This window comes from Pedobacter boryungensis, assembly GCF_013204825.1.
Lineage (GTDB): Bacteria > Bacteroidota > Bacteroidia > Sphingobacteriales > Sphingobacteriaceae > Pedobacter > Pedobacter boryungensis.
Genome location: NZ_JABMKV010000003.1, coordinates 139,901 through 164,923 on the forward strand (window position 1 = coordinate 139,901; position 25,023 = coordinate 164,923).

Annotated in this window: 18 protein-coding genes; 9 read left to right on the forward strand and 9 right to left on the reverse strand. The window is 34.2% G+C overall.

The genetic code is table 11. The features are described from left to right. The first annotated feature begins 83 nt into the window (after positions 1-83). On the forward strand, positions 84-2,807 hold the full coding sequence (locus tag HQN85_RS12765; protein WP_246249780.1) for an alpha-2-macroglobulin family protein: 2,724 nt from the start codon (positions 84-86) through the stop codon (positions 2,805-2,807). 63 nt (positions 2,808-2,870) lie between these two features. Here HQN85_RS12765 and HQN85_RS12770 read toward each other — a convergent pair whose 3' ends face one another. The 4 genes from HQN85_RS12770 to HQN85_RS12785 form a co-directional block, all read right to left on the reverse strand. Continuing rightward, positions 2,871-3,239: a hypothetical protein gene (locus HQN85_RS12770; protein ID WP_173272834.1), complete on the reverse strand. Its 369-nt coding sequence runs from the start codon at positions 3,237-3,239 to the stop codon at positions 2,871-2,873. A gap of 18 nt (positions 3,240-3,257) precedes the next feature. Further along, on the reverse strand, positions 3,258-5,708 hold the full coding sequence (locus HQN85_RS12775; protein WP_173272836.1) for an outer membrane beta-barrel family protein: 2,451 nt from the start codon (positions 5,706-5,708) through the stop codon (positions 3,258-3,260). Between the two features lie 85 nt (positions 5,709-5,793). Continuing rightward, on the reverse strand, positions 5,794-7,404 hold the full coding sequence (locus tag HQN85_RS12780; RefSeq protein WP_173272838.1) for a PspC domain-containing protein: 1,611 nt from the start codon (positions 7,402-7,404) through the stop codon (positions 5,794-5,796). 11 nt (positions 7,405-7,415) lie between these two features. Next, complete coding sequence (locus HQN85_RS12785) at positions 7,416-7,769, reverse strand: PadR family transcriptional regulator (RefSeq protein WP_173272840.1); 354 nt, start codon at positions 7,767-7,769, stop codon at positions 7,416-7,418. A 190-nt stretch (positions 7,770-7,959) separates the two neighbouring features. On the opposite strand from HQN85_RS12785, the gene HQN85_RS12790 reads away from it, so the two are divergent. After that, positions 7,960-8,337 carry a hypothetical protein gene (locus HQN85_RS12790; RefSeq protein WP_216847284.1) on the forward strand — a complete coding sequence of 126 codons (378 nt, stop codon included), beginning with the start codon at positions 7,960-7,962 and terminating at the stop codon, positions 8,335-8,337. A gap of 9 nt (positions 8,338-8,346) precedes the next feature. On the opposite strand, the gene HQN85_RS12795 is transcribed toward HQN85_RS12790, so the two are convergent. Next, positions 8,347-9,489: a putative sensor domain DACNV-containing protein gene (locus HQN85_RS12795; RefSeq protein WP_173272844.1), complete on the reverse strand. Its 1,143-nt coding sequence runs from the start codon at positions 9,487-9,489 to the stop codon at positions 8,347-8,349. Positions 9,490-9,740: 251 nt separating this feature from the next. Between HQN85_RS12795 and HQN85_RS12800 the strand changes: the two genes are divergently transcribed. The 3 genes from HQN85_RS12800 (at position 9,741) to HQN85_RS12810 (ending at position 11,574) form a co-directional block, all read left to right on the forward strand. Then, a complete protein-coding gene (locus tag HQN85_RS12800) occupies positions 9,741-10,457 on the forward strand; it encodes a pirin family protein (RefSeq protein WP_173272846.1) in 717 nt (238 codons plus the stop codon). Positions 10,458-10,578: 121 nt separating this feature from the next. After that, positions 10,579-10,887, forward strand: a complete 309-nt coding sequence (locus tag HQN85_RS12805) for a hypothetical protein (protein WP_173272848.1) — start codon at positions 10,579-10,581, stop codon at positions 10,885-10,887. Positions 10,888-11,103: 216 nt separating this feature from the next. After that, on the forward strand, positions 11,104-11,574 hold the full coding sequence (locus HQN85_RS12810; protein WP_173272850.1) for a hypothetical protein: 471 nt from the start codon (positions 11,104-11,106) through the stop codon (positions 11,572-11,574). A gap of 208 nt (positions 11,575-11,782) precedes the next feature. Here HQN85_RS12810 and HQN85_RS12815 read toward each other — a convergent pair whose 3' ends face one another. Beyond that, on the reverse strand, positions 11,783-13,594 hold the full coding sequence (locus tag HQN85_RS12815) for a M61 family metallopeptidase (protein ID WP_173272852.1): 1,812 nt from the start codon (positions 13,592-13,594) through the stop codon (positions 11,783-11,785). Between the two features lie 144 nt (positions 13,595-13,738). On the opposite strand from HQN85_RS12815, the gene HQN85_RS12820 reads away from it, so the two are divergent. The 4 genes from HQN85_RS12820 (at position 13,739) to HQN85_RS12835 (ending at position 20,258) form a co-directional block, all read left to right on the forward strand. After that, positions 13,739-14,851, forward strand: coding sequence for an efflux RND transporter periplasmic adaptor subunit (locus HQN85_RS12820; protein ID WP_173272854.1), 1,113 nt, complete (start codon positions 13,739-13,741; stop codon positions 14,849-14,851). 94 nt (positions 14,852-14,945) lie between these two features. Beyond that, positions 14,946-18,068, forward strand: coding sequence for an efflux RND transporter permease subunit (locus HQN85_RS12825; RefSeq protein WP_173272856.1), 3,123 nt, complete (start codon positions 14,946-14,948; stop codon positions 18,066-18,068). Between the two features lie 6 nt (positions 18,069-18,074). Next, the gene (locus HQN85_RS12830; RefSeq protein ID WP_246249783.1) at positions 18,075-19,385 is read left to right on the forward strand and encodes a TolC family protein; all 1,311 of its coding nucleotides are present in this window, start codon (positions 18,075-18,077) and stop codon (positions 19,383-19,385) included. Positions 19,386-19,403: 18 nt separating this feature from the next. Next, the gene (locus HQN85_RS12835) at positions 19,404-20,258 is read left to right on the forward strand and encodes an N-acetylglucosamine kinase (RefSeq protein ID WP_246249788.1); all 855 of its coding nucleotides are present in this window, start codon (positions 19,404-19,406) and stop codon (positions 20,256-20,258) included. A gap of 602 nt (positions 20,259-20,860) precedes the next feature. Here HQN85_RS12835 and HQN85_RS12840 read toward each other — a convergent pair. The 3 genes from HQN85_RS12840 to HQN85_RS12850 form a co-directional block, all read right to left on the reverse strand. Next, complete coding sequence (locus HQN85_RS12840) at positions 20,861-21,058, reverse strand: hypothetical protein (RefSeq protein ID WP_173272860.1); 198 nt, start codon at positions 21,056-21,058, stop codon at positions 20,861-20,863. A gap of 174 nt (positions 21,059-21,232) precedes the next feature. Beyond that, complete coding sequence (locus HQN85_RS12845) at positions 21,233-22,750, reverse strand: glycoside hydrolase family 10 protein (RefSeq protein ID WP_173272862.1); 1,518 nt, start codon at positions 22,748-22,750, stop codon at positions 21,233-21,235. 116 nt (positions 22,751-22,866) lie between these two features. Next, a complete protein-coding gene (locus tag HQN85_RS12850; RefSeq protein ID WP_173272864.1) occupies positions 22,867-24,432 on the reverse strand; it encodes a M20/M25/M40 family metallo-hydrolase in 1,566 nt (521 codons plus the stop codon). Between the last annotated feature and the right edge of the window lie 591 nt (positions 24,433-25,023).

Genomic DNA, 25,023 nt, shown 5'->3' on the forward strand with positions numbered 1-25,023 from the left:
AATATGTTAAAGATTAGTTACAATGCGTATCCTCAATCAATAATCAATATATTAGCAAACATTACAAAGTTTAATTCAATTCGATGAAATTTACGAGAATTCTCTTTACACTAGTCGCTTTTATATTTATTCTAAATTCATCTGTATCTGCACAGCAGGATAGTATAGCATTGAATAACATCATTACAAAAACTAAAAGATTATCTGATGAGCAACCCGTTGAAAAAGTTTATCTGCATTTTGACAAACCTTACTATGCCGTAGCTGATACAATGTGGTTTAAAGCTTATGCAACTATTGAGCAAAACTTACCTTCGCCGTTAAGTAAAATAGTATATGTAGAAGTTTGGAATGCTCAAGATTCTTTAATGCAAACCGTAAAATTACCCATCAAAAATGGTGTTGCTTATGGTAATATTCCACTTAACATGCAAAATTACAAACAGGGTAATTATTATGTAAGAGCTTATACCTTATGGATGTTGAATTTTAGCAATGATTATTTCTTTACAAAGACAATTCCGCTTGGCGAGGCAATTGACAAAAAATTAATCACTAATATTTCATATACCAATGAGCAAAGTGATAAGAATTTAAAAACTACTGCTAAAATTCAATTTAAGGATATTGGCAAAAAACCGTATGCTAATAAAACAGTAAGCTGGAAAGTTATTTCTAATTATGATGTAGTATTAAAGGGCAAAGGTACAACAGATCAAAATGGTATTTTAACCGTTACCGTAAACAGCAAAGCTGAAGAAATCATTTCAAAAGGAACATTAATTACCGATATAAATATTGCAGAGAAAGAGGTTGCAAGCGCAATTTTTAACCTAAAACAAACTGTAAACAATGTAGATTTTCAGTTTTTCCCAGAAGGAGGACAATTAATTAGTGGCATACCTAATCAAATGGGTTTTAAGGCAGTTAGAACTTCTGGTTTAGGTATGGATGCAAATGGAGTGATCATAGATGATCAAAATAATCAAGTCACAACTTTTACCTCTTCTTATGCTGGTATGGGCTCATTTTATCTTACCCCAGAAAGTGGTAAAAACTATAAAGCTAAGGTTACATTTAAAGATGGATCTATAAAAACTTTCGATTTACCAAAAGCAATTCCTTCAGGCATTACCTTACAAATAGTAAATTCAAATACAGAATTTATTAATCTTAAAATATTAGCTAACACTGCATTTTATGAGGCTAATACTGATAAATCGTTTTTTGTTGTTGGACAAAATGCTAATGTGATTTATTATGCTGCAAAAGCGAATCTAAAAAATCAAGTTATCATCACTAAAATTCCTAAAAAGAATTTTCCATCTGGAGTAGTTCAAATTACTTTATTTAATGCTAATGATGAACCATTAAGTGAACGCTTAACTTTTGTTCTGCATCCAGATGCTATGAAACTAACTGTCAAGACCGATCTACCTATCTATAAGCCTCGCCAGAAAGTAAAGATGACTTTAGATGCTAAAAGTGCTGGTTTGCCAATTGCAGGAGATTTTTCTGTATCAGTCATTGATGAGCAAAAAGTACCAGTAGACGAGAATAGTGAAACAACTATTTTAAGTTCGCTGCTACTCACGTCCGATTTAAAGGGATATATTGAAAAACCAAATTATTATTTCACCAAAACAGACGATAAAAAACTAGGTGACTTAGATAAGTTAATGCTTACACAAGGTTATCGCAGGTTTTCATATAAGGAAATTTTAGCCGGGCGTTATCCTGCTGTTACTTATTTGCCAGAGCAAGGAATTAACATTACAGGTACATTAAGAGACCGTACAGGTATGCCAATAAGAAAAGGTGCGATGCGTTTAATGGTTACTGGAAAACCAATTTCTTCAGAAACAGTTACCAGTAATATGGGCTTATTTAATTTTCAGAATTTAACTTTCCCCGATTCTTCCCAAGTAGTAATTAGCGCAAAATATAATGCAAATGCAGCAAATTTAATGATTATGCTTGATGGCGTCCCTACTGCTGGTGCTGCAAAAAATATTAATGTTGCAGATGAAGTAACTAATATTGATACCGTGCTATCTTCTTATTTAAGCAATAGTCAGAAGCAATACAGATACTTACGCACACTTAAAACTGTAGAAATTAAAGGAACGGCCGTTAAAAAACCAAGTCATGCAGATCATGGATCTTTATCGGGCTTAAGTGCTCAACCAGATCATTTAATTACTGGCGATCGTTTTTTAGCCGGGTGTGGTCAATTTTTAAACTGTTTAAAAACAATGGCTACCGGAATGACTTTTGATGTTGATAAGTTCTATGTTTCAAGAGATTATAACCAAGGCAGCAGAATTCCAGTTCAAATTTTCATCAATGGAAATGCTGTAGATGCTGTAGATGTTAATAGTATCAATCCTGCTGAAGTTGAGTCTGTTGAGATATTTCTAAAAGATGACCTGGGTACAGTAGATAGAGTTTATGGAACAAAAGGTGTGTTGGTAATTAACACTAAAAAAGCACCAGTTGGCAAAAAAATAAGCAAGCAAGAATTAATGGATATGTTACCAAAAACAAACATCATTACTTTTAACCCAATGGGATATAGTAAAGAACGTGAGTTTTATTCACCAAAATACCTTCCATCGGTTACCTATCAAATTAATGATTTACGTACCACAATTTACTGGAATCCTAAATTAATTACCGACGAAAAAGGCAATGTGAGTTTCGAATTTTTCAATGCAGATGGTAAAGGATCTTATCGTGCAGTTGTTGAAGGAATTGATAAAAACGGAAATGTAGCTAGGACTGTTTACCATTACACAGTTAAATAAAAGTGCAGCGTTTCCGCTGCACCTAAATTAATATTTGAAGGTTGGTAGAGACATCAACCTTTTTTAATTTTCGCTAATTACTTCTTTAATTCCCATACATAGTTTTTCCAGCTTCTGATAAGAAGTAATAGAATTTTTCTGTTTTTTAAAATCGATAATGATAAAACCTGGTTCAGCTTTTAAATAAAATTTAGTGCTATCATTTAATAATACTTCAGCATTATGCTTGCTATTTACGGTTGAAAAAAGATCATCTTTTATTGTGCTTTCTATATATGAGATCACTTTTGCCGTTTTCTTTTCTGGATAAGAAGCTTCAAAGTTATATGCTGCTTCTGTTTTTTTAACGCTAATAGATTGGCTAGATTGATTGGAATTACATCCAAATAGTACAAAACAAATTAGTGCGATTAAGTAGTTTTTATTGTTCATATTATTATTTCTTAGATTTTAATTACTCCCTGCTCTACCTTTAATATCATCTGTTGCAGTATTTCTATTTCTTGCAGATTTTACATTCTGATTCCCAAAAGCATAATTAACCGAGAATGCGCCTCTTCTACTTAAATATCGATTGACAACATTTAAATTTACATTTTGGTATTGCAGCTTTCCTTCCCAATGGTTAGTTAAAAAGATATCATCCATACTCAATCTAATTTTTAATTTCTTATTCATTAAACTTTTCTGAATACCTGCATTTAAAGCATATTGTGTAATTGTAGTTTGCTCAACACCTTTTAAACTTGGTGTGTTCAACCAAAAATTAAGTTCTAAAGAAAAATTTTGAGGCAATGTAAAAGCGTGATTTGTATTTAAATTATATGCTACTTTATTAGCCGTATATTTTGCTCCTTCTAAATTCCCGTCATCAAACTTTAAGAAAAACATGCTTACATTATTTTGCATTCTCCAAAACTTGGTCACCTTAACAGGAAAATATAAATTAGCAGAGTACGTTTGTGCTCTTCCTAAATTTTTACGAATTACATTTATAATTCTTGTTTCCTCATTTTGCTGACTGATTTGAGTAATCATATCTTTTGTATCTGCATAATTTAAAGAGAAAGAGATTTCTTTATAGGTATAACCAACCTCATAATTATAAGTGAATTGAGGTTTCAAATATGGATTTCCCTCATCTAGTGCATAAGGATCCATATAAAAAACAAAAGGATTTAACTGCTGATAATTTGGTCTATCTACTCTTCTACTGAAAGAATAATTTATGCTATTATCTTTATTTAAGTTTTGGTTTACAAAAAAGGTTGGGAATAAGGATAAATAATTTCTATCAACAACCTTATTACTTGTTACTGAATTACCATTAGAATGTGTGTATTCTGCTCTTAATCCTAATTGAATTTGCCATTTTTTCCATTCTTTCGCAAAATTAGTGTACGCAGCGTTTATGTTTTCTTTGTAGATAAAACTATTTGATTTTCCCACGTCATTCTTCCAAGCTCCTGCTAAATATTCTTCAGAAATTAGATCATTATGTGTGACTACATAACTACTTTTTAACCCAGTTTCTACTTTTACTGTTTTATTTATAGCCCATGTAAAATCTGATTTTGCTGCAACGACATTTATCTGTGCATCAGTAAAGTTTCTTAATGCAGTAGTTTTAGTCAAAGTTCCTGTGTTATTTAAATATTGCGCATCAAACTTATCATTCTTTTCATTGCTAAAACCAGAGTAATCAGCATCAAAAGTTAAACTAGTACCCTCTTTATTAAAGTCATGCTTTATGTTAAAATTTGCAGTTAAATTCCCTACAGGAGAATCTGAAAGTGCTAATTGATTTACTGTATTAGAGGTTGCAATGCTGTTTTGCATTTCGCTAATATGTGTTTGGCTCACATTATTCAAGTCAGAGTTTATGGTATTTGCATCAACCATTACACCAATAACAGTTTTATCAGACAAATAATAATCTGCACCCAGTTTACCCATGTATGCAACACCTTTCGTATTTCTTTCAAAATTTTGATTAAAAGAACTTGCTAAACTACTGGTTAACGTATTACGCAATACATTGATGTTGTTAAGACCAACCTTTCTATTAAATGCTCCGGTACCATATATATTCCACTTATTTACACGGTGATTAAGTGTTAGGCTCAAACCAACTCGATACATATCCTTTGGAAAATTAGGCATAAAGCCTTGTCCAGTATTTAACGACAAACTTCCATTTGTACCAAAAGCTTTGTTACGCTTCAACTTAATATTTATAATTCCTGCTGCACCAGCAGCATCGTACTTTGAAGATGGATTGGTAATTAATTCTATTGTTGCAATTTGATCGCTACTCATATTACTTAGCAACGTAGTTACATCTGCACCTGATAAAAAATTTGCTTTACCATCAATCATTACGGTAATGCCTGATTTATTATTCAACTTAATTTCGTCGTTTTGTCTATCTACAGTAACACCTGGTGCCTTTTCTAAAAGTTCAAGTGCACTATTGCCTGATGAAACAATACTTCCTTCAACATTTAATACGGTTTTATCTATTTTACGCTCGATGTATGGTTTCTTACCTTGGATTGTAATTTCCTTTAATTGTTTTGCGACACTTTCTATCTTAATTGCTGGAAGTTTTACATCTTGATCAACAATAACTTGTGCAGTTGTCAAAGTTCTATAGCCAACCATATTTACAGAAAGTAAATACGCTCCAGTTTTAATTTCTTCAAAGGCAAAACCTCCATTTAAATCTGCTGAAGTACTTTTAACCAAACTACTATCAGGCAAATGCACTAATTTAACAATAGCATAAGGTACATTTTCAGATTGCTCATTGGTTATTTTACCAGAAATCTTATTTAATTTTTGGGCAAAAGAAGTCCCGCACACCAAAAGGCATGTCAATAGCACTAGTAAATTTTTCATGATTTTTTTATTATAATAGTATCAAAGAGCAAAGTAAATAGCGAAATATAAAATTCTTTGCTTTGCCCTAAATGATAAAATTTTATTAAGGATTAATTTCTTCCTTTGGTTGATCTAATTCACTTTTACATTTCAAACCTTCTTCAGTCATAACCCATTCTCTGTATTCGCTATCTTTTTGATCATCTATATTGCAAGAATAGTAATAGAATTGCAGGTAGTTATAAATATTATCGTTTAATAATAAATGTGTACCTACTGGTACTTTTAATGTAATACGTACCTCTTGGTTTCTCCAAATGCTTTCTCTTTTTAATTCTAATCTTGGACTAAGTGTTAACAATGAATCTGTTTGCGTGTATTTATAGTTGATATTTTGAGCATTTTGTAAAGCGATTTGAAATGTCTTCCCTTGTGATTCGTAAGTTTGCACCATAGTAGTTTTACCATTATCACTCTTTACAATTTCTATACGTACATTACGTGGAACTCTAAAAGGATGATCATCAGAATCATCAACAATAATGCGCTTTCCAAAATCCATTTCACTAATTCGGTAAGCTACGCTATCATCTTTACTTAACACCATGCTTTTATCTACATCAACTACATAAGTTGGATAGGTTTTCAATTCTATTGTTTGCACCAATTCTGCATGTTCTTGAAACTCTGATGAAATTTTAGCTACATAATAAACTGTTGATGAAACACCAAGTAACCAGATGATTAATAAAGCAAAAGAAACGGTTTTATTAATTGCCATTCTATTAAAGGCAACCCTAACTGCAAATAAAACTAATGCTAAAACAGGAATAAATAATGTAACAAAAGCGCCTAACACAATTTCACTTCTAAAGCCTTGGTTTATGATAGATAACGGAAAATAATCATAAGCATTCGAATCCCAGAAGCCTAGAAAAGCAGCTAAACAGATAATTAAGCAAATCATGAGTCCAAAACCGCAAACAATAAATGAACCTGCAATAATTCTCATAATTACTTTACCAGTACCATTTAAAAATCTGCCTAAAACCTCTATCATTTCAGTAATAAAGTTTCCTGAACGCTTAACCATTGGGCCAAGATGCGCATTAGCCGATTTCATGTTTTCTTTAAAAGCCGCAAGCTCTTCATCAAAACTTCTTTGGTAACCATATAAATTAGTTGCCTCACCTTTCATCGACATTTTTTCTGATCTAGAAACCGCTCTTGGCATTGCAAACCATAAAATGAAATACGCTAATATTCCAGACCCTCCTAAAAAGATAGACAAGAAAGCAATCAATCTAACCCAACGTGCTTCGATATTTAAATAATGACCTAAACCTGCGCAAACACCAGCAATTACACCTTCATCTGTATCGCGATATAGCTTTTTATTACCAGCAAACTGTGTATAAGCAGATGCTTTTGGAGATTCTTCCTCATCTTCTGTTTGGAAATCTTGAACGCGACCCATTTGTGCAATTACACTTTGAACATCAGCTAGTTCAATTACTTGTTTTTGACCAGCTTGCAAAATCTCCGAAAACATTTCAGCAATTCGGTTTTCAATATCTGTTACGATTTCAAAGTCATCAGCATTTTTTGCAAAATGTTGTTTAATCTCGTTTAGGTAAGTCGTTAATATTTCGTAGGCATCCTCTTCTATGTGAATGATAGAATTACCAATATTTATAATAAGTGTCTTTTTCATGTTTAAGGTGTTTAATTTTGAGCGTCTTTTGGTTTAGTAGCACCATGCTGAGAAGTTGTAATAGCATAAGCCAATTCTTCCCATGTAGTGTCTAATTGTTTTAAAATCTGTTTACCATCTTCGGTAAGCACGTAATATTTACGTGGTGGACCAGATGTAGACTCAACCCAATTATAACTCAATAATCCGTTGTTCTTTAAGCGGGTTAGTAATGGATACAATGTTCCTTCAACTACGAGTAGTTTGGCCTGCTTTAATTCCGCGATAATATCTGAAGCGTAAATTTCTCCTCTCGATATAATTAAAAGCACACAATATTCAATTATGCCTTTTCGCATTTGTGTTTGCGTATTTTCTGCTATCATATAACAAAGATATATGTTTAGAATAGTAATATGCAATACATAGTACTATAAATAATTTAATAAAACAATTAAAGCACTGACAATCAGTTAAATAATTTTTAATTATAATAAAAAAAACTTACACTTTATTTAAAACCTTAAGGATTCCAATAAAACTTAGCGATAAATCATGCCTATTTTTTCAACACATATGCAAAAAGAAGATAGGATTAAATTGTATATAGAAAAAAGAACAGTGTATGATACAAACTGTTTAAGAAAGAACACAACAGAGCTAAACAAGGGAAAAACCCATCTTGAAAAAGTGCAAATAAAGACTGTATGGCTAGATTTTAAAATAATTCAACAACTTAGTAATCATTGGCTTAAGTTTTGTAATAAAATAAATAACCTATCAAAACATCATCCTATGATTATCAAATTACCACTTCCAACCATTCTTTATGCTAGACATAAAATAGTAAAAGTAGTTAGTCCTTTAACACTAAAAGACAGAGTTAACGCTGATCGTATAGCTATTGTTATTTCTTATTTAGTTGCTATTACTGCAGCTGTTATTTTCTCATAATTTTAAGAATTATAGTAGTAACGTGTCAATTCTATGTGCCTGCACCATATTTAGAGTTGGCGACCAGTTGTAAACAGTAAAGTGTCCATCTTGAGATGCTACCAAAGCTTGTGCATTTTTTTGATCAAACACAAATTGAGCAGCAGAAAGATGTCTAGTTCCTCCAATCTTTGCGGGATGAACAACTACGGCCTCACCACCAGAAATTGGTTCAGAAAAAGATAATTCTTGAATATGTGCACTGCTATTTGAGCGGCCAGTTTTAGCACCAAACGCGAGTAACTGATATTCATCTGTAATAATTGTTACTCCATCTATGGCAGTTAATCCTGCTAAATGATCTACTTCTCTTTTTAATGCACTTTGCCAAAATATTTCACTCGCATCGGGTCTATCTTTATGTACCAAATCTGCCAAACCATTAAATGATGGAGTCAAAGCATAACTAATAGGCTGTATTACAGAGCATTCCCAATCTTTTGTATCTTGAGGAACAACTAACAAAGCACCACCTCTCCCATGCGCTCGCATAGAAACTGCTAATTGAATTAAAATATTTGCAGAATCATTCCAATACGAGTGTGCTGTTAAGTCTAATAAGGATAATAATATAGAGGGGCAGTCTGGACCGTTTGCACTTTTATCTTCTACAATTTTAATTTGATCGCCTTTCAATACAGCTACGTTTGTGTATTTACCAAAACCATAAATTCTACGATGTTTAATAACCAATAGTGCTGGTTCTGAAACATCTACCACAAAGCAATAATTTGGAATATTTAAGGTAGTACCCCAAATATGTAGTTTATATCCATCATGCCATACCCCAATATGAATACCACCACGCTCAACACCTGGTGCTAATTTGGTTAACACATTTGGGTTTAATGGTAATTTCTGACTAAAAAGTAAAGGTTTTCCAGCTTGCTCTGGCGGCAAAAAAGCAATAGATATCTTAGGAGAATGTCCTTCTTCTTTTCGCAAGCTAGACCAAAAAGCAGCATCTAATATCGCTTCAATTACTCTTGCTGGTGGTTGTGGCGCTAAATCTTGTTCGCCCTTAGCATTAGCTTCTGCCAAATGTTTTGCAAAATGTAATTCTATTTTCGACGCCACTAATTTAGCGGCTTGGTATGTTGCTCGGTTCACCATTTCACTAAGTTAGCTTTTTCAATTTGCAGTTTTAACTTTTAATCTACTGTTTACATTTTATCGACTTTCTTAATTTCTAATTACCACATAGACACATAGAAAAACATAGGTTCGCTATCTATGTGTAGGTATCTATTGGTTTATTTTACTTTACTATCTTAATACCTATATATGGTTTAGAGATTTCTTACCCTACATCAATAAGCAGATCTACTCGCAAGCTTATCTTTGTAGTATTAAATCATACAGATATGGCACAGACAGTAATACACAAAGCTAACACCAGAGGTGTAGCAGATCATGGTTGGTTAAAAAGTTATCAAAGTTTCAGCTTCGCTGGATATTACAACCCAGAGCGAATTAATTTTGGTGCACTAAGAGTTTTGAACGATGATATTGTAACGGGTGGAATGGGTTTTGGAGAACACCCACATGATAACATGGAGATTATTTCTATCCCATTGGAAGGAGAGTTACAACATAAAGATAGTATGGGAAATGAAGCAACCATTAAAGCTGGAGAAATTCAGGTAATGAGTGCCGGAACAGGAATTTATCATTCTGAATACAATGCTGATGCTACAAAACCTGCTAAATTTTTACAGATTTGGTTGTTCCCTAATAAAAGAAATGTAACACCTCGTTACGATCAGATTGTATTAAACCATGCTGATAAACAAAATGAATTTGTACAGGTTTTATCACCAAGTAAAGATGATGCAGGCGTATGGATTTATCAAGATGCTTGGTTCAATTTGGCCAATTTTACAGCTAATAACACTAAAACATATTCATTCCATAAAGAAGGTAATGGTTTATATGTTTTTGTATTGAAAGGTAAAGTAGAAGTAAATGGGGATGTTTTAGATACTAGAGACGGTATGGGTATTTGGGATACAAATTCTGTGGAAATAAAAGCAGTAGCTGATGCTGAGTTCCTGTTGATGGAAGTTCCAATGGAGTTTTAATTTGATTAGTTCATCAGTCATTAGTTCATTGGTTTATTAGAATTAATATCAATCTGGGCGTCATTCCCAATCGAGTTGGGAATGACGAAAAAGGATTTATCATCACCTTAATTAAAAAGAAATGCAAATTATTCAAATTCTAGTTGTAGGCACCCATAAACCTATTATGGAAACCATTGCCAGATTAATTGATAGAGATAAAATATGGCAAGCAACTATTGCCTTATCGTTTGCAGATGCAATAGATATTTGTTTACAAAAGAATTTTAGCGTAGTACTTATTGGTGCGGGAATTGAAGAAGGACAAGAGCTACAATTAAAAGAACATTTAGCTAAAAGCAAACCAAACATCCCAATCGTTAAACATTATGGTGGTGGAAGCGGATTATTATTTGCTGAAATACATCAAGCTTTAAGCAAGTTTCACTAATATAAATTTATCTGCTAAATAATTTTTGACCTTTATTTTGTTCAATTGATCTATACCATTAATTTTTCACAAACAATAGAGCATTATTAACCATCATTACAGCATTGTAAATAGTTTTCTTTCATTTAATAATTCAAAAACTTCATTAATTAAGTACAAACGGCACAAATCTTGATATGTAGATGAAAACTATTTAAATACTTAACCTTTTGAATTATGAAAAAGATACTTTTTACTTTTATTGCGGGCGCTGCACTTTTTACCCTAGGTTTATCTAATGCGAAAGCTCAAGACTACAAAACTGCTGCTGGTTTAGCTGTAGACTTTGGTGATGGATCTACACTTGTTGGACCTCACATTAAACATTTTTTTAATGCTAACGGAGCAATTGAAGGTGATGTTTTATTTGCAAACCATGTAACCTTTATTCAGGCACTATATTTATACCATGGTGATATTTCTGGCGCTCCAGGATTAAGATGGGATTTAGGTGTTGGACCTGGAGTTGCGATTGGAAGCAATAATACTAATTTCTTAATTAGACCTAATGCTGGTTTAGATTATAAAATTAACGGCGCTCCACTTGGTGTATCTTTAGATTGGAGACCAGCTTGGCAATTTTTTGATGGTGGAAATGATTTTAATGCCGCAAGATTTCAAATCGGCTTTAGATACATTTTTAAATAAGAATTTAACAACATAAAAAAATCCCGTTAGGTTTGCCTAACGGGATTTTTTTGTTTAACATGTCGTCATTGCGAGGCACGAAGCAATCTTAAAGCGATAGGTTATAAACTTTCTGTTGTCGTAAGATTGCTTCGTACCTCGCAATGACGATTAGACTAGACATAATGCCAATAGAAAGGCTTTTTTATAAATATTAATCTAACAGGTGTTAATTAACGCCCATCCATTTTTTTCGAACAGCTAATTGCAATGGAGTTGCATCTTCTTTAACGGTAGCTTTTAATCTTACTGCCGGATTTGCTGTCAAAGTAATATCTAAATCCTTTTTAAGTCCGTCTCTTACAATGCTAATCTTAACTACATCTCCAACTTTTTTGCTTGTAATTTGGCTCATTCTTTCTAAACTCATCTCAGCAGGAGCACCATCAACCGTAACAACTTCGTCGTTTACATTTAAACCACCATTCCAAGCACCAGATCCACGAGCTACGCTACCAACAATAATTTTACCCGATCCCATTGAACTTCTTCCAGCATTAGCACCTAAATAAGGTACGCTTTTGCCTTCATTTTCATTCACTACATCAATACCTGCATAGGCAAAATACTTAGCAAATTCCACATCTACAGTTCCAGTAACATATTTATTCCAGAAATCAGTAAAGCTTATGCCACTCACTTTCTCTACCATTGCTTTAAACTCAGCATCAGTATAACCACGTTTTAAAACTTTGCATTGTAAATACATTGCTTTCATCACATCGTCTAAACTTTTAGCACCTTTAGTAGCATTGATAATTTCTAAGTCCATTAAATTACCTATTACTTGTCCTTTTGAATAGTAAGAGATAAAGGTGTTATTTCCATTTTCAGATGGACGATATGCTGGATTAATCCATGCATCAAAACTAGATTCTGCAGCCGAGTTAACTTTAGATCCAGGTATATTCATTACAGTACCAATACCACCTAAGTTTGCATTTATAAACCCTTCTTGATTAATTAAACCTGCTCTTAACATTACCTTGTTTGGATAATATGAGGTGAAACCTTCAGCTATCCATAAATTTGTGGTGTAGTTTTCATTATCATAATCAAATGGACCTAACGCAATAGGACGTAATCTTTTCACATTCCATAAATGGAAATATTCATGTGCAACAAGTCCTAAAAACCCTGAATATCCTCTTTCACTACCATATCCGTTTCTACTTGCACCTAAAACAGTAGAGTTTAAATGCTCTAAACCGCCCCCACCTTGTGCATAATTATGTACAATGAACGTATAATGTTTGTTAGGGTTTTCGCCAAAAACAGCTGTTTCTTGCTCAACTATTTTAGCCATATCTACTTTCAAACGTTCTTTATCGTAGTTACCGCCACCATACATAGCTACTTCATGTTTAACCCCAGCAGCGTTAAATTCAAACACATCTTGGTTACCAACTTCTATCGGACTATCAAATAAGATGTCAAAATCTGGTGCACTATAAGTGAATTTTTGTCCAGCTACTGGCTCCAAGCCTGTGCTTACTTTATCCCATCCATTAAACGGAATAATTTTTACGGTACTTGGTGTTTTAATCATCCCAGCAGGATACATAAAAATACTTGCCGACGATAAGAAAGCATGAGAAGCATCTATAAATGCAGTACGAACAGAGATTTCGAAAGCATAAACACGGTAGTTAATTTTTACACCATTAGCTTTAGCATTGTAAACTCTCCACGTATTTTTATTTACCTTTTCTGTTTTCACAGTTTTACCACCAACTGAGGCACCAAAACCTTCAACACTTTTTGCAAATTCTCTTACTAAATAAGAACCTGGTGTCCATACGGGCATTTTTACATCTACATAGTTTTTAGCAGCTAAGCCAGTCATGTTCATCTCTACCTCAGCATAATGTGCTTGTGGTTCTTTAAAGCTTACCTGAAAGGCTGTTTTAACTTGTGATTTTGCCGCCATAGTTATGGATAGGAATACAATTAATCCGAAAATTGATTTTTTTATAAACATAGTTGAGATCTTTTACTGCAAATTTATAATTTCTGACTTTTTTAAGAAGCATAATCACCAAATATGCTGTAACATACTTAGTACATCTAACGATAAAGGAAACAAATAAATATTTTTGTGCGTTATCAAAATCATAAAACACATATGAAGATTAGATATATCATTTATACCCTCATTCTTTTAGGGTTAGCTTACTTGGTTTACTATAGAATTTCTGAAAATAAAAAAATTGAAGGCGCTGGCGGCCCTAAAGGTGGCAAAGGCGCTAAAGACGCCAAAGGCGGAGGTGGACCTTCTTTATCTGTTGATGGTATTGTTGTTAAAACCAGCTCTTTTACTAATGATTTAGAAATTACTGGAAGCATTGAAGCCAACGAATCTGTTGTTTTACGCAGTGAGGTTTCTGGTTTGGTGACTGGCATTTATTTTAAAGAAGGTAGCAATGTAAGTAAAGGTGCTGTCCTACTAAAAATTAACGATAAAGATATTCAAGCACAGTTACAAGATGCGTTAACCAAGCAAAATTTATCTGCCACAAGCGAAAACAGAGCTAAACAGTTATTACAAAAAGGCGCTATCAGCCAGGAAGAGTATGACATTGCACTTGCCAATTTAAGATCTTTAAAAGCGCAAGCCCAAATTGTAAGAGCTCAATTAGCTAAAACTACCATTGTAGCTCCATTTAGTGGAAAAGTAGGTTTGCGTTCTATTTCTGTTGGCGAGTATTTAACACCATCTACTGTAATTGCCAATTTATTAAGCACAAATCCTGTTAAGATTAACTTTTCAGTGCCAGAAAAATATATTGGTCAAATTAAATTAAACTCACCAATTTCGTTTACTACAGATGGCTCTGGAAAAAGTTTCTCTGGAAAAGTATTTGCAATAGAACCTGGCATCAATCAACAGACTCGTACTTTACAAATTAAAGCCTTAGCGCCAAACCCAAATAATGAACTTTTACCAGGTTCATTCGCAAAGGTTAAATTGGCTTTGAGTACTCAAAATAATGCTATTCTTATTCCAACACAAGCTATAATTCCAGTTTTAAATGGAAAGATGGTGTACATCAGTAAAGATGGAAAGGCAAAACAGGTTAAAGTAGAAGCTGGCACACGAACTGCAGAAAACATTGTAATTACTAGTGGTTTAAACATTGGCGACACGGTGCTGACTACTGGCTCTATGAGTTTAAAACCAGATGCTGCCGTTAAAGTAAAAGTAGCTGGCAGTAAAAAGAAAGACACTGTTCATTAGTTCATTGGTATCATTAGGCTGAGCGCCCTTAACCAATGAACAATTAATACTAATGAACTAATCAACCATTGATACTAATGAACAAGAATAAAAAATGAGTATATCAACCACAAGTATAAAGCGACCGGTTCTTGCTATTGTAATGAACCTCATAATTCTCTTATTTGGGGTAATTGGATACAACTTTTTAGGAGTTAGAGAGTATCCATCTATTGATCCAACAGTTGTGTCGGTGCGTACCTCTTATCCTGGTGCCAATTCAGATATTATCGAATCTCAAATTACTGAGCCTTTAGAAAAATCAATCAACTCTATTGATGGAATTAGAAATATATCTTCATCAAGTAATCAGGGAACAAGTAATATTACTATAGAATTTGATTTAGGTAAAAACATTGAAGAAGCTGCAAATGATGTACGTGATAAAGTTTCTCAAGCTGCACGTAGTTTACCAAAAGATATAGACGGTTTACCTGTAGTAAGCAAAGCTGATGCAAATTCTGACAACATTCTCTCTATGACTATACAAAGTGATAAGAGAAGTGTAACAGATTTAAGTGATTTTGCCGAAAATGTAATTGCTGATAGAATTCAAACAATTCCAGGTGTAAGTAGTGTGCAAATTCAGGGGCAACGTAAATATGCTATGCGTGTTCGTATAGATCCAAATCGACTGGCTTCGTATGGTTTAACCTCGCAAGATATTGTAGCTGCACTTGATAAAGAAAATGTAGAATTACCTTCGGGAAAATTAACTGGCGCAACAACCGAGCTTACTGTAAAAACTTTAGGTAAATTAACTACTGCCGAAGAATTTAATAACCTAATTATTAAAAGTGATAGCAATAATGTAGTTAAGCTACAAGATATTGCTTTGGTAGAATTAGGTTCTGAGAACGAAGAAACTGTACTTCGCGAATCGGGCAAACCGATGGTTGCTGTAGCGATAATCCCACAGCCTGGTGCAAACTATTTAGATATTAGTAAAGAGTTTTACAAACGTTACGATAAATTAAAGGCAGATATGCCAAGCGATATTAAATTAAACGTATCGCAAGACAGTACTATTTTTATTAAAAAATCTGTTACTGAGGTTGCCGAAACTATTTTAATATCGTTAGTTCTTGTAATTTTAATTATTTACCTATTCTTTAGAGATTGGGCAATTGCTTTTAGGCCTTTAATTGATATTCCAGTATCATTGATAGCTACCTTCTTTATCATGTACATTTTTGGGTATTCGATAAATGTACTGAGTTTACTCGCTATTGTATTAGCTACAGGTTTGGTGGTAGATGATGGTATTGTAGTAACAGAAAATATCTTTAAAAAGATAGAAGAAGGCTACTCGCCCATTGAAGCTGCAATTAAAGGTTCTAATGAGATCTTCTTTGCAGTTATCTCCATTTCGATAACATTGGCTGCGGTATTTTTACCTGTAATTTTTTTACAAGGTTTTGTGGGGCGACTGTTTAGGGAATTTGGTGTGGTAATTGGTGCCGCGGTATTAATTTCGGCGTTTGTATCCTTAACATTAACGCCAATGTTAAACGCTTACCTTATGAAAAAAGGTGGGCATAAGCCTTCTAAATTTTACAATTTCACTGAACCGTATTTTGTAAAACTGAATGAGAGTTATAAATCGAATTTGGATGCATTTTTAACAAGAAGATGGTTAGCCATTCCAATCATTGTAGTGTGTACAGGTTTAATTGTATTATTCTGGAATTTACTTCCTAAAGAAACAGCTCCTTACGATGATAGAAGTGCTATCAATGTAAACGTATCTACACCAGAAGGTTCTTCATTTGCTTATACTGATAATTTTATTTCTAAGCTAAACCAAATGGTAATGGATTCCATTCCAGAGAAAAAAGTGAATATTACCATCACTTCTCCTGGTTTTGGCGGTGCAGGTTCTACCAACTCTGGTTTTATGAGAATGGGATTAGTTGATCCTTCAGAAAGAACACGTAGTCAGAAAGAAATTGCAGAAAAACTAACTAAAATCACTAAAAAATATCCTGAAGGTAAAGTAACCGTAAATCAACAGCCTACAATTTCTGTAGGCCGACGTGGAGGTTTACCAATCAGTTATATTTTACAGGCTCAAAATTTTGAGAAGTTACGTGAAAAAGTGCCTTTGTTTATGGATGAGGTTGCGAAAGACCCCACTTTCTCTACTTCTGATGTTAACTTGAAATTCAATAAACCAGAAATTAATTTAACTATCGATAGAGCAAAAGCTAAAAACTTAGGCGTTTCTATTGTAGACATTGCACAAACACTTCAATTAGGATTAAGCGGTCAGCGTTTTTCTTATTTCTTTATGAATGGAAAACAATATCAAGTAATTGGACAGTTTGATATTAGTGATCGTAAAGATCCTTTGGACTTAAGTTCTGTATATGTAAGAAATGATAAAGGGCAATTGATCCAATTAGATAATTTAGTGACTGCAAAAGAAGAAAGTAGTCCACCACAATTATACAGAAATAACCGTTTAATATCAGCAACGGTATCTGCTGGTTTAGCACCAGGAAAAAGCATTGGAGATGGAATTAAAGCCATGGATGAGATTGCGGCAAAGGTATTAGATGATACGTTTACTACTGACTTGAGTGGAGAATCGAGAGATTTTCAAGAAAGTTCATCAAATACCATGTTCGCTTTTGGATTAGCATTGGTATTGGTTTATTTAATTCTTTCGGCACAGTTTGAGAGTTTTAAAGATCCAATCATTATTATTTTAACTGTACCAATGGCAGTTGCAGGTGCATTTTTATCCCTTTGGTTATGTGGCCAAAGCTGGAACATCTTTAGCCAGATTGGTACTATTATGTTAATCGGTTTGGTAACTAAGAATGGTATTTTAATTGTAGAATTTGCTAATCAGTTAAAAGAGCAGGGAAAATCTGTACATGATGCCATTAGAGAAGGAGCTGTTTCGAGGCTAAGACCAATTTTAATGACAAGTTTGGCCATCGCTATTGGTGCTTTACCTATTGCTATGGCTTTGGGTGCCGCAGCAAAAAGCCGAATGAGTATGGGTATTGTAATTGTAGGCGGAACTTTGTTCTCCTTAGTTTTAACCTTATTTGTAATTCCAGCTATTTACTCATATTGGTCTAAAGAACATAAAGAGAATAAAGATTTAACAGATTCATTAAATTCTGCATTGGCTGATGAAGCTGCTGCAAAAAAATTAAACAACTAGATGAAGATGAAGCACTTTATATTTTTTATTGCCATATGGATTGCGAGCGCTAATCAACAGTTGTTTGCGCAAGAAAAGTTGAGCCTTCAAGATGCGATTACCATTGCCTTGCAAAACAACTACGATATTAAACTGGTAAATAATGATGTTGCCATTGCTAAAAACAATGTGAACTTAGGAAATGCGGGCATACTGCCAGTTGCTGTTGGTAGTTTTAGTACTGGCGGCAGTAGACAAAACACAGTTCAAACTCAATCTAGCGGTACGCAAAGAAAAACAGATGGCGCTCGTAGCACAAACATGTCTTATGGTGTTGGTTTAGATTGGACAATTTTTGATGGCTTTAGAATGTTCGCTAATTACGATCGTTTAAAGGCATTAGAACAACAAGGGCAAATCAATCTAAAAGCACAATTGTTAACCACTATTTCTAGTGTAATTACAGGTTATTATAATTTAGCCAAACAGCAACAATTAGTGGTAGCATCAGATAGCGCAATGGATGTTTCTAATTTACGCTTAAAGATTGCCAATAATAAGCTAGAACTTGGTCGTGGTTCTAAATTAGATGTGCTTTCTGCAAAGGTCGATTACAATACAGATACTTCAACTTATTTACAGCAAAAAAATCTTTTGGTTACCTACATGGTAACTTTAAATCAATTATTAGCCAGAGATGTAAATATCAGATTTTCGGTTAACGATCAAATCGACATTGATAGAAGTTTAAATTATACGGAATTAGTTAGTCAAACTGAACAATTAAATCCAGATTTGCAAAACGCCTTTATCAATAAAAAAATTGCTGAGCTTAATTTAAAGCAAGTTAAAGCTGGCAGATATCCACAAGTGAGCTTAAATAGTGGATATGAATTTAATCGTAGTACTACCCCTACTGGCTTTAATACTAGTCTTAGAGCTAATGGCTTAACTTACGGATTAACGGCTAGTATAAATATATTTAATGGCTTTTTGCAACGCCAAAACGAGCGCAATGCCAAGATTGAAATTAGTTCATCAGAATTAACATTAACTAAAACTAAACAAGATATTATTACTCAGTTAACTTCTGCCTATCAGAATTACAACACTTATTTAGAGTTAGTTAAGTTAGAGCGTGGAAACGTTGATATCGCTAGACAAAATTTAGATATTACCTTAGAAAAATATCGTTTAGGAAGTATTGCTCCTTTAGAACTTAGGGAAGCTCAAAGAAATGCATTAGATGCGAATAGCAGATATTTAGAAATACAATATCAAGCTAAATTGGCAGAAATTGCACTAAAAGAGCTTAGCGGAACCCTAAATATTCAATAAGATTGTTATTTTTAGCACATGATTTTAGTTGCAGATAGCGGTTCATCCAAAACAGACTGGATGGCTTACAGTCCGGACCATACCATTAAGTTTAGCACCCAGGGAATAAACCCATATTTTGCGAATGCACAGGATGTAGTTAAAATCCTTTCAAAAAATAAAGATATTTCTGCATATGCAAATATGATAAAGGAGGTATATTTTTTTGGTGCGGGCTGTTCTTCTCCTGATAAACATGAAATCATTTCTAACGGACTTTCAACTTTTTTTCCAAAAGCATTTATAAGTGTAGACCACGATCTGATTGGTTCTGCTTATGCAACATGTGGCGATAAAAAAGGATTAACATGCATTTTGGGTACTGGTTCTAATATCTCCTATTACGATGGTAAAAATGTACATGACGGAAAACATGGCTTAGGCTATGTGTTAGGTGATGAAGGCTCTGGAACTTATTTTGGCAGAAAAGTATTAGTTTCTTATCTGTATAAAAAAATGCCTGCAGAATTAAGTAAAGCTTTTGCAAAGGCTTACGACGTGGATAAAGAAACTGTTATTACTAATATTTATCAAAAGCCATTTCCTAATTCGTATTTAGCGGCTTTTAGTAAATTTATGGCAGATCATAAATCGCATCCTTTTATTCAGCAAATACTAAGAGATGGCTTTCAAGAATTTATAGACACCAACGTTAAAGATTACAAAGCATATAAAACCTTGGAGTGTAATTTTGTAGGCTCTATTGCTTTTTATTATCAAGATGAATTAAGGGCTGTTTTTGCAGAAAACGCAATCAAAGTTGGGAAAGTATTACAAAAGCCTATTGAAGGAATTTTTGAGTATATCCTAAAAAAAGAAGGAATTACTGCTTAGATTTTGCAGCTGCCACAAGCTTCGTCATACCCAACTTGATTGGATATCGTAGTGCTGGCAATAGCTTTAAGATTCCCGCATTCGCGGGAATGACGCATAGGTAAAATAACGAAGTCGTACATTAACTGGTGTCGTAAAACCAATTAGGAGTTACTTTACTACGCTGGCAAAGACCATCAAATTCTCTAAAACACACGTCATTGCGAGGCACGAAGCAATCTTACAACGTGAGAAAATATAAATATAGCTTTAAGATTGCTTCGTACCTCGCAATGACGAAAGATGTCATTCTGAGCGTAATCGGATGAACTGCAAAAGTCCGTCATACCCAACGCGATTGGGTATCGTAATGCGGGTAATAAGCTTTAAGGTTCCCGCTTTCGCGGGAATGACGCATAGACGAAGTAATCCTACAACGTTAGAAAATAAAACTATAGCTTTAAGATTGCTTCGTACCTCGCAATGACGAAAAGCGTCATCCTGAGCGTAATCGGATGAACTGCAAAAAGTCCGTCATACCCAACTCGATTGGGTATCGTAATGCGGGTAATAAGCTTTAAGATTCCCGCCTTCGCGGGAATGACGCACAGATAAAACAGGGGCTAATTCCCCTCATCTATCTCATAAGCTACAAAGTTCCAATTCCCTTTGGCATCCTTTTCATAGCTCACTTTATAATTAGAAGATGGCGGTATTGTAAAATGAAAACTGAGCTTTTGCTCAGCTGCATCTTTTGGAATAAAATGCTGCATGATTGAATTAGCTGTAGCTTCTATTTGATCTTTCGAATGTTTTTTCATTATATACCTGCCTTATTATATTAACTATTCACTTATTAAAATTGCCGTCATTGCGAGGTACGAAGCAATCTTAAAGCAATAGACTATCTATCTTTCTCACGTTGTAAGATTGCTTCGTACCTCGCAATGACGATTGAGCAACCCAATAATATGCAAAATAATTACTTATTAAATTTAAAGCTTTTGCCCAATGGTATATTCGTGAAATTCACTTTCATTTCCAGATCTATCTATAGCAGTTACACCAAATGCGGTAAGCTTTTCATTGCTAGTAGCAGTTTTACGAATTGAAGCGGATACGTCTAGGCTATTATCATTTCGGGTCATAATACGATAATTCCATTTTCCCCCATATTTATAATAAACAACCCATTTAAACACGTCATCTTTTTCAGGATGATCCCATTTAATTTGCACCATTGTATCTTTTTGAGAACTACTTGCAATAGGCATTTTAGGTGCTTTTTTATCTAACCATTTACTAGCAGGCACTATAGCTTCTTTTTGATAAGGACCGTCTATTAAACCTTTTCTTAGTTTTTCATGTTTTACCAAACCATCAATGCTCCAATGCAACGCTCCTTTACTTGTCGGCAACATTCCTCTGCTTATCATGATCTGATTAACAACTTCATCCACATTTTTATCATCGCCACCTAAACCAATATTCATACCTGGCCACAAGTGTCTACCTTTTGTATTTTCAGATTGCCACCAACCTAATAATACTGGGAAACTTAACTTTTGCGCATTTACTGTCCAATACAATTGCGGACTAAAATAATCTAACCAACCTTTATTTAACCATAACTTTGCATCAGCATATAATTTATCATATTGATCTAATCCTTCTACACCTTCAGGAAAGCCTGGTCGCCAAATACCAAAAGGGCTAATACCAAATTTCACATACTTCTTCTCTGCCTTAATCTCTTTATAAATTCGTTTTATAAAAGTATTTACACTTTGTCTTCTCCAATCGCCTCTTGATAATTTTCCACCCGCTTTTTGGTAGGCATCCCAACTTTGCTGGTCTGGAAAATCTGCGCCTCCATTATAAGACTCATATGGATAAAAATAATCGTCAATATGAACCCCATCTATATCATAACGTTTCACAATATCTTTTACAACAGCTGCCGAATGGTCTTGCACTTCTTTCTTAGAAGGATCCATCCAGTATTGGCCATCTTTCAATTTCACTACCAATTCTGGTTTCGATTTTACAACTGAAGCTGCACTTTCTTCTCCACCAGATAGATGATGGGCACGGTAAGGATTTAACCATACATGTAGTTCTAATCCACGGTCATGTGCTGCTTCTACCCAAAACTGTAAAGGATCATAATATGGTTCTGGTGCTTTTCCTTGTTTACCTGTCAAAAAATACGACCATGGTTCTAAATCGCTTTTGTACAATGCATCGGCTTGGGGTCTGATTTGTAAAATGGCCGCATTGAAATTTAAGCTTTTCAATAAATCTAGCAATACAATAGCTTCCTTTTGTTGTTCGGTAGTAGTTAAACCTGGTTTGCTTGGCCAATTGATATTTGCTACTGTGGCAATCCAAGCTGCTCTAAATTCTCTTAAAGGTTTTGGCAGCTGATTTTTTACTTCAGCATTATTTTGAGCTAAACAAAGCTGAACGGACATTAAAACTAATGAAAAGAGGAGTGTGATTTTTTTAAGCATAGCACTTTTATAATGAGGATACTGTTAAAACAAATTGTCATTCTAAGAAGGAGAAACCTAGCTTAATCTAAACTAGATTCCTCTCCCCCAAGAATGACAAAAAATATATACAACTATTAGTTTAATCCACCTTTACGGTTAGCTTTAACTGGAGCTGGCCAAACACCTGGCTGACCAGTACGTTGGTTAACTGGCATAGGAGCTTTCTCTGTTGATGTTTTTTCTGGATCTTCGCAAGCCATGTAAACTAAGATTGCTGCTAAGATTGCATTACTTCTCACTTCGTCAAATACAACTTTATCATAAGTATCACGATTGGTGTGCCATGTATAACTGAAATAATCCCATGGTAAAGCGCCTAAAGAAATTCCCAATGCACCAGCTGCAACAAAAGATGCATTATCTGAACCACCACCACTTGGTGAACCTGGGAAACTTGTTTTGATTTGATTTTTAATGGTATCAGGAACTGCAGCTAACCATCTTGGTAAAAAGTCTTTTGCTTTGGCAAAACCTTGACCAGAAATACTTACTACCCTTCCAGTTCCATTATCTTGATTAAATAATGCTTGTAAGTTATTTACAACCTCTGGGTGATCTTCTACGAAAGCTCTTGAACCATTTAAGCCTTGCTCCTCGCTACTCCAGTGTCCAACTAAAATTGTTCTTTTAGGATTTGGATAGAATTTTTTCAATAAGCGCATGGCTTCCATCATCATAATCGTTCCAGTTCCATTATCTGTTGCCCCACTAGAAGCATCCCAAGAATCGAAGTGAGCAGAAAGCATTACATATTCATTTGGTTTTTCGGTACCTTTTATTTCTGCAATGGTATTAAACGTAGGTACTACACCTAATTCTTTAGATTCAGATTCTATTCTAAGCATTGGTTTATTACCACTTTCTGCTAAACGGTAAACTAAACCATAATCCTCTACAGATAAATCTACAGTAGGAATTTTAGTAGTATTTGCCCCAAAAACTTTATCTACGCCCCAACCTGCACTCCAGTTATTAATAATAATTCCCGCAGCACCTGCTTTCTCTATGGCTAAAGCTAAATTCTTAGCATTTAAGCCAGTTTTAGCTAATCTATCTCTCCAAGCTTTTGCTGCCTCTTCTTTATCTTTTTTAAACTTTGCTAAACCATCTTTAGTAGAGAAATCTTCAAAGTTTTTATCTGGTCTGCCCGAAATTTGAGCTTGAGAAATTAATACCAATTTACCCTTTACCTTTGGCAACCAATTAACAAAAGCCATAGAATCTGTTACTAATGGCAATACAATTGCTTCGGCATTAATTGGCTTTCCTTTTACGGTTGATGGGCTCCATGCCAATTGAGTACCTTCTAAGGTTCTTAATCTTGGACTTGTTAAATCAATGTGAGTAATACCTCTTTCCCAACCACGCCATTCTCCCCATTTCTCAGTTTTCGCAGAAATTCCCCAATCACTATATTTTTTTACAGCCCAATCCCCTGCCTGTTTCATTTGTGGTGTTCCAACTAATCTCGGACCAACAACATCAAAGAGTTCGTGAGCTAATTTTTCTAATTGTGAGTTTTCAGTTGCTTCTTTGGTAACATTTGCAACAAATGCATCTTTTGTTTGTGCAAAAGCAAAGCTACTGCTTAACATCGTTGCCGCAAATAATAGCAATCGGGATTTTTGGGTAGTTTTCATTCTTATAAGTTTTGTTAGTTTATTTCCAGATTGAAAGATAAGAATTGCTACAGTTTTAAGCAACAATCATCAAATAAGTTACAGGATAGTTTAAATGAGAACCCTGTTTAAAAAAAAACGGCACTGTTATTTCCAAAGATTTCTCCGCTCACTGCGCTACGGTCGAAATGACGATAAGCACTTGGTCGTCTTCGACGACCCACAAGTATTTTTTCCAACAGAAATTTAAACAGTTTCTCAATTTCCCTTATAAAGCAACTATTATTTTTATCAGATTAATAAGTTAATGAGAAAATTATGGCATTGTATGTGACACAAAGTCAATTGTATGCGATACATAAGCCATTGTATGTGGTACAAAGCCAATTGTATGCGGTACATTAATCATTGTATGAGATACATTGACCATTGTATCCTAAACATACGTCATTGTATGCGGTACAAAGCCAATTGTATGCGGTACATTGACCATTGTATCACATACAATTGGTATTATTGCTACTGATAAATTAGGGAAAACTGCATTTTCATCTATGTGAAGGCATATTTGGATTTTACGAGGCTCTTTTAAATTTTTCCAAAACTTGTCAA

What these genes read in the sequence shown, in the direction of transcription:
- HQN85_RS12765 (WP_246249780.1), top strand. Translation starts at nt 84, where the DNA reads ATGAAATTTACGAGAATTCTCTTTACACTAGTCGCTTTTATATTTATT.
- HQN85_RS12770 (WP_173272834.1), bottom strand. Translation starts at nt 3,239, where the DNA reads ATGAACAATAAAAACTACTTAATCGCACTAATTTGTTTTGTACTATTT.
- HQN85_RS12775 (WP_173272836.1), bottom strand. Translation starts at nt 5,708, where the DNA reads ATGAAAAATTTACTAGTGCTATTGACATGCCTTTTGGTGTGCGGGACT.
- HQN85_RS12780 (WP_173272838.1), bottom strand. Translation starts at nt 7,404, where the DNA reads ATGAAAAAGACACTTATTATAAATATTGGTAATTCTATCATTCACATA.
- HQN85_RS12785 (WP_173272840.1), bottom strand. Translation starts at nt 7,769, where the DNA reads ATGATAGCAGAAAATACGCAAACACAAATGCGAAAAGGCATAATTGAA.
- HQN85_RS12790 (WP_216847284.1), top strand. Translation starts at nt 7,960, where the DNA reads ATGCAAAAAGAAGATAGGATTAAATTGTATATAGAAAAAAGAACAGTG.
- HQN85_RS12795 (WP_173272844.1), bottom strand. Translation starts at nt 9,489, where the DNA reads ATGGTGAACCGAGCAACATACCAAGCCGCTAAATTAGTGGCGTCGAAA.
- HQN85_RS12800 (WP_173272846.1), top strand. Translation starts at nt 9,741, where the DNA reads ATGGCACAGACAGTAATACACAAAGCTAACACCAGAGGTGTAGCAGAT.
- HQN85_RS12805 (WP_173272848.1), top strand. Translation starts at nt 10,579, where the DNA reads ATGCAAATTATTCAAATTCTAGTTGTAGGCACCCATAAACCTATTATG.
- HQN85_RS12810 (WP_173272850.1), top strand. Translation starts at nt 11,104, where the DNA reads ATGAAAAAGATACTTTTTACTTTTATTGCGGGCGCTGCACTTTTTACC.
- HQN85_RS12815 (WP_173272852.1), bottom strand. Translation starts at nt 13,594, where the DNA reads ATGTTTATAAAAAAATCAATTTTCGGATTAATTGTATTCCTATCCATA.
- HQN85_RS12820 (WP_173272854.1), top strand. Translation starts at nt 13,739, where the DNA reads ATGAAGATTAGATATATCATTTATACCCTCATTCTTTTAGGGTTAGCT.
- HQN85_RS12825 (WP_173272856.1), top strand. Translation starts at nt 14,946, where the DNA reads ATGAGTATATCAACCACAAGTATAAAGCGACCGGTTCTTGCTATTGTA.
- HQN85_RS12830 (WP_246249783.1), top strand. Translation starts at nt 18,075, where the DNA reads ATGAAGCACTTTATATTTTTTATTGCCATATGGATTGCGAGCGCTAAT.
- HQN85_RS12835 (WP_246249788.1), top strand. Translation starts at nt 19,404, where the DNA reads ATGATTTTAGTTGCAGATAGCGGTTCATCCAAAACAGACTGGATGGCT.
- HQN85_RS12840 (WP_173272860.1), bottom strand. Translation starts at nt 21,058, where the DNA reads ATGAAAAAACATTCGAAAGATCAAATAGAAGCTACAGCTAATTCAATC.
- HQN85_RS12845 (WP_173272862.1), bottom strand. Translation starts at nt 22,750, where the DNA reads ATGCTTAAAAAAATCACACTCCTCTTTTCATTAGTTTTAATGTCCGTT.
- HQN85_RS12850 (WP_173272864.1), bottom strand. Translation starts at nt 24,432, where the DNA reads ATGAAAACTACCCAAAAATCCCGATTGCTATTATTTGCGGCAACGATG.